The following is a 4,298-nucleotide window of genomic DNA, read 5'->3' as shown; positions in this document are numbered from 1 at the left end:
CGGTCCTTTTTCCGTCTCGACCCCGGCCGTTTCACTCGGAAGCCCCCCGCCCCACAACCTGCGCACGAGGCGCGTCTCGCGCGGTTTCGGACGCATAACGCCCCTTACACCCCCAAACCCCGCCTCCCGGTTGAACAGCAGCGCCCCGGAGAGCCGCCAAGGGCCTCGTTGACGAACCTCGAAGCCCCGCCTGTCGATCCCGCACCGCAAGGCCCCTCTAGGGCGCGCTCCGGGCCGCTGGCACCACCTTTTCTCAGCTGAAAGATCCCGAGGCTTGCGCTCGTGCATTGGGGGCGGGTTTTCATGACCTGCGCGCCTTTCCCTCCCCCGGACCCCCACCCACCGCGCGCGCCTGCGCCCGCGGAGTCGTCCCCTCGGCCCACAAGGGGCCTCGCGTCCGACGGCATGCAAAAACTACACCGCCCGTCCGTTCGGCGGGGGGTCGCCAGCTTCCTGGCGGGCGCTCCCCCCCGGCGCGCAAGCGCGCCCGGACCGTGCATTTTTTGCCTGCCTTAAGATCATAAGAAGGGGAAAAGAATGAGCCCTTTTTTTTCAATAGCTTATCCTGTGGATAGTGTCGCTAGATTTCCGCACCCCCGGAAACTCATTTCCGGGGTGCGTTCTAGATAACAGAAACCTACTTCACATATCGTGAACTGGGCGTTAGCTTCATTTCACATATCGTGAAGTGCGGCGCTACAAACAGGAACAGGGTTTCCGCACCTCCGGAAATTGAGGAACAAATCTATGACACGTATGTCACCGCCCACTGACATTCGGCGTGCGCCGCGGGGAACTTTTGTTCAGACTGATCGAGCTTCTCATGAGGCTTGGGCGCAGCTAACAGCTCGCAAGCCTGCTGCCTCAGCTGTTCTTCATCTGCTCTCAGCGAGCATCGGAAATCAAAATGCGGTTGTTGTGTCACAAAAGACTATGGCAAAGATCTTGAGCGTGACTGATCGAACGATACGGAACGCAATTTCTGACCTTGAGGCAGGCAATTGGCTGCAGGTCGTGCGGATCGGCGCGGGACGCGAGTGCGCTTATATTCTGAATGATCGTGTGGCTTGGGCAGATAAACGAGACAACCTGCGCCTGTCACGGTTCTCGGCTGAAGTGATTGCTGATGCTGATGATCAGACAGATTTCACACTGTCAGATGAAGATCTGCGGAAGCTGCCTCGCATGGGGGAAGTGCAACTTCCGACCGGCACTGGCCTGCCGCCCGTTTCGCAGCCGTTCTTTGATGGCTTGGAACCCAAGTTACCAGTAACTGGCAAACAGAGCGACTAGGCACACTGGCAATTGCCTGACATTATCACTGATATGACAGTGACAACGTTAACACCTCAGCAAGCCGCGTCACGCGCGAAGGTATCGCGCGGCACAATTATGAACGCATTGAAAGTAGGAGATTTAATTGGATTCCGGAATAACCGGAACCACTGGCAGATTAAGCTAGATGATTTGTCGAAGTGGCTATCAGACCGAACTGATAATGCTAGTGTCAAAGGTGATAATTCTGACACCTACAAGCCACCGGCGATCAATGAAAACACGTTGCGGATTGCGGTGCTAGAAGCGGAAATTAAGGGAAAGGATCAGCGCATTCTTGACCTTGAGCGTGAGCGGGATGACTGGAAAGCGCAGGCGCAGGAGCTAGCCCGCCGTGATACTTCCACCATGCCGTTCACCACCCCGCCCCGCCGCCGCTGGTGGCCGTTCTAGTTACTGGAGTTGGAATGAAGCTTTCCGAGCTATCCGAACTCCACTTGGCCGCCGTCGTCGCCATCGCCACTTTCCTTGGCGGGGTTGGCTCGGCCATGATCAATACCTTTTGGACTGACGCAGGAACAGAGCGCCAGACTGCCGTCCAGCTCGTACAACTAGCCATTGGGATATTGAGCGAACCTATAGCCGCATCCGCAAAACGGGCAGTCGGTCCTGCCCCAACCAGTCAAACCGTACTTCGCACCTGGGCTGTAGACATCATCAATCAGTCTGCCGAAGTGAAGTTTGACGAAGAAGCGAAGCATCTGCTGGTGAATGGCTATGCTCGATGTCGCGAAGCAAGCAGCTCGTGCGTGATTAGCGCAGAGACGCGCAGCTCCCATCCGGTTGCCACAATCGATGTTGTACGGACAGCGTACGACCAGCGACGAGCTGGCCGAGACCAACCGCCAGCTGGGTCACCCACTTGCTCGCTTCATCCCAGCCCTGCAGCCTGTCGCAGCGCCTCGTTCATGCGCGTCTGCCAGCCCGGTCCTTCCGCCTTGAAGCGGGACACCACCTCGGGATCGAGGCGCAGGGAAACGGCCACTTTCGGGTTCTCCGCCTTCGGACGGCCGCCCAAATTCTTGCGCATCTTCTCAGCCAGCGCAGGGAATGCCTCGGCGAAGGGCTTCGCCTGGGCGAGCTGCGCGTCGGTCGCCTCCGGGGCATCAGGATCGCTGGCGATCATCGCCTGAACCTTGGCTTCGCTGATCGGCTTCTTGGTCATAGCAGTTCCCTTTCCTTGCGGCTGGCCGGGCGCATCGAAATCACCGAGACGCCCTCGGTTCCCAGGACAGCGAAAACGACCGCGATCGTACCATCCGCAAGCCGCCCGATCGCCATGTGGCGGTTCTCTTTCACCGGGACGACCAGCGAGGACAGGAAGAACGTCTCGTCCAGGTCTGCAAAGTCGAGCCCATGCTTGGCCAGATTGGTCAGCCTCTTCGGCTCATCCCAGACGATCATCATGCCCGCGCCCTACACTTGATATAGTTTCTGTATCTACAAAAACCAGAGGATGCCACGAGAAAACCCCTGCCTGCCTGACAGGCTCTGGGGCGCCTTCCCGGCACTCTACGCGAATTTTGTCCGACAACTTGCACTTCCTGCCAACGCCAACGCCAACGCACCGGGGAGGCACCCGGACCGCCGGCCCAAGCTCACGGGCCGGCGGTCCTTTTTACGTTCGGTACCGCCGCGTGGCGCGCAGCCGGCACGGGCGTCGCATCAGCGGATCACGGCTGCCCCTCGGCGGATCCCCGTTTTTTCGGCCCTGGGGCGGCCTTGGGTGGTTTCGCAGGACACCTTGCCCCGAAAACCCCGAACCAGCCCTGAGCGGGCCGCACAGCGCCTCTGAGCGCCCCAAGAGCCGCGCCCTGCGGTTTCGTACTTCGGATCCATCCCGTCGCCCTTTCCCAAGCCCCTGATCCCGCCGGCCCGGTCCTGGTGCGACTGGACGGGGTGGACTGCCCCTGCGCCATGGAAGGAAGCCTGCGCTTCGGCAGGCTGTAAGATTGGCAAGAAATGGGAATGTAATTTTTTACACTTCCGGCCCTGCCAAAGCGCCTGCCTTTGCAGGGCCTGGAACGGGTCGGAATGTGAAGATCTGACGCGGCGCTTTCCAAGCCCTCCGCGACCGGGAACAGCACGCCGATCGAGGATCGGTTCTCCCGAGGCAGAACGCGACCAAATCCGGAATCCGGGCCCGCCAAGGGCGCGCGCAACCCTCCGAAACGCGGTGTCGCCGAAATACAATCCTTGCTTACACCGCTAATACAGATGGACGCACATGTTGCAAAACGACACTATAGGCGGACGGGACTGTTGCAGATACCTCTTCGGCGGAAAGCCTCTGGCTGAGAAACATCAGCCTTATGACCCGCGAGAAGCGTGCTAACATGCGCGTATGAGCCCCGAACCCCATCTGTCGCAGCTGTTATGCACAGCTGCGAGACTTCGCGCCAGATCCGCAGATCTGCGCGCAAGCTGCAGAGCATGGTATGCTGAGCGGCGAATGACCTGCTGGCAGATGCGAAAAAACCTCGAACAGGGCAAGGAGGCGCTAGCACGCGCTTCTTGCTCTTTGTCTAGATAGGCTAGCCACCGAGAAAAACCTTGGGCGTATTGCCAGAAGGAGGGCACTTCATGACCCCCGCAGAACAGCATGCCGAGATCATGCGCCGCTATCGCGAGGCGGAACGCCAGAAAAGCATCCAGGTAATGATAGAGGCAAAGCTCGCCCAGGCATTTCGTCTTCTAAAGTAAGGAGAATGTGCGATCAGACCACAACCATAGGTTGTTTAATTTTTTCTGTTTCAAAGACTTGCGAAACTTTTGGTGGGAGTGGTCGTTCATCGGCTTGGTCACATGGTTCCCTGTTTGCGAGTGTGTCACCACCTGTAACCAGTCTTGCCGTGCAGTTCTCACGGAGCATGGTGTGGCCGGGGTCGGTCCTTTTTCCGTCTCGACCCCGGCCGTTTCACTCGGAAGCCCCCCGCCCCACAACCTGCGCACGAGGCGCGTCT

General features: G+C 59.1%; 4 protein-coding genes. 2 read left to right on the top strand and 2 right to left on the bottom strand.

The genetic code is table 11. From position 1 onward, the window contains the following. The first annotated feature begins 747 nt into the window (after positions 1-747). Together QMZ16_RS16235 and QMZ16_RS16230 are read left to right on the top strand one after the other, a co-directional pair. Entirely contained in the window at positions 748-1,293 is a 546-nt protein-coding gene (locus tag QMZ16_RS16235; RefSeq protein ID WP_282604024.1) for an HTH domain-containing protein, read from the top strand. 33 nt (positions 1,294-1,326) lie between these two features. After that, complete coding sequence (locus QMZ16_RS16230) at positions 1,327-1,728, top strand: helix-turn-helix domain-containing protein (protein WP_348984675.1); 402 nt, start codon at positions 1,327-1,329, stop codon at positions 1,726-1,728. A gap of 478 nt (positions 1,729-2,206) precedes the next feature. Here QMZ16_RS16230 and QMZ16_RS16225 read toward each other — a convergent pair whose 3' ends face one another. Continuing rightward, positions 2,207-2,500: a BrnA antitoxin family protein gene (locus QMZ16_RS16225; RefSeq protein WP_282604022.1), complete on the bottom strand. Its 294-nt coding sequence runs from the start codon at positions 2,498-2,500 to the stop codon at positions 2,207-2,209. Continuing rightward, positions 2,497-2,742 (bottom strand): BrnT family toxin, encoded by a 246-nt coding sequence (locus QMZ16_RS16220; RefSeq protein WP_282604021.1) that lies wholly within the window; start codon positions 2,740-2,742, stop codon positions 2,497-2,499. The genes QMZ16_RS16225 and QMZ16_RS16220 overlap by 4 nt, the downstream gene beginning before the upstream one ends. Between the last annotated feature and the right edge of the window lie 1,556 nt (positions 2,743-4,298).

The organism is Paracoccus sp. PARArs4 (assembly GCF_947311865.1).
Lineage (GTDB): Bacteria > Pseudomonadota > Alphaproteobacteria > Rhodobacterales > Rhodobacteraceae > Paracoccus > Paracoccus zeaxanthinifaciens.
The sequence above is the reverse complement of the archived record's forward strand: the minus strand, read 5'-3'. Positions and strand labels throughout refer to the sequence as shown.

Excerpts from the sequence above, each read along its gene's own strand:
- QMZ16_RS16235 (WP_282604024.1), top strand. The coding sequence starts at position 748 with ATGACACGTATGTCACCGCCCACTGACATTCGGCGTGCGCCGCGGGGA.
- QMZ16_RS16230 (WP_348984675.1), top strand. The coding sequence starts at position 1,327 with ATGACAGTGACAACGTTAACACCTCAGCAAGCCGCGTCACGCGCGAAG.
- QMZ16_RS16225 (WP_282604022.1), bottom strand. The coding sequence starts at position 2,500 with ATGACCAAGAAGCCGATCAGCGAAGCCAAGGTTCAGGCGATGATCGCC.
- QMZ16_RS16220 (WP_282604021.1), bottom strand. The coding sequence starts at position 2,742 with ATGATGATCGTCTGGGATGAGCCGAAGAGGCTGACCAATCTGGCCAAG.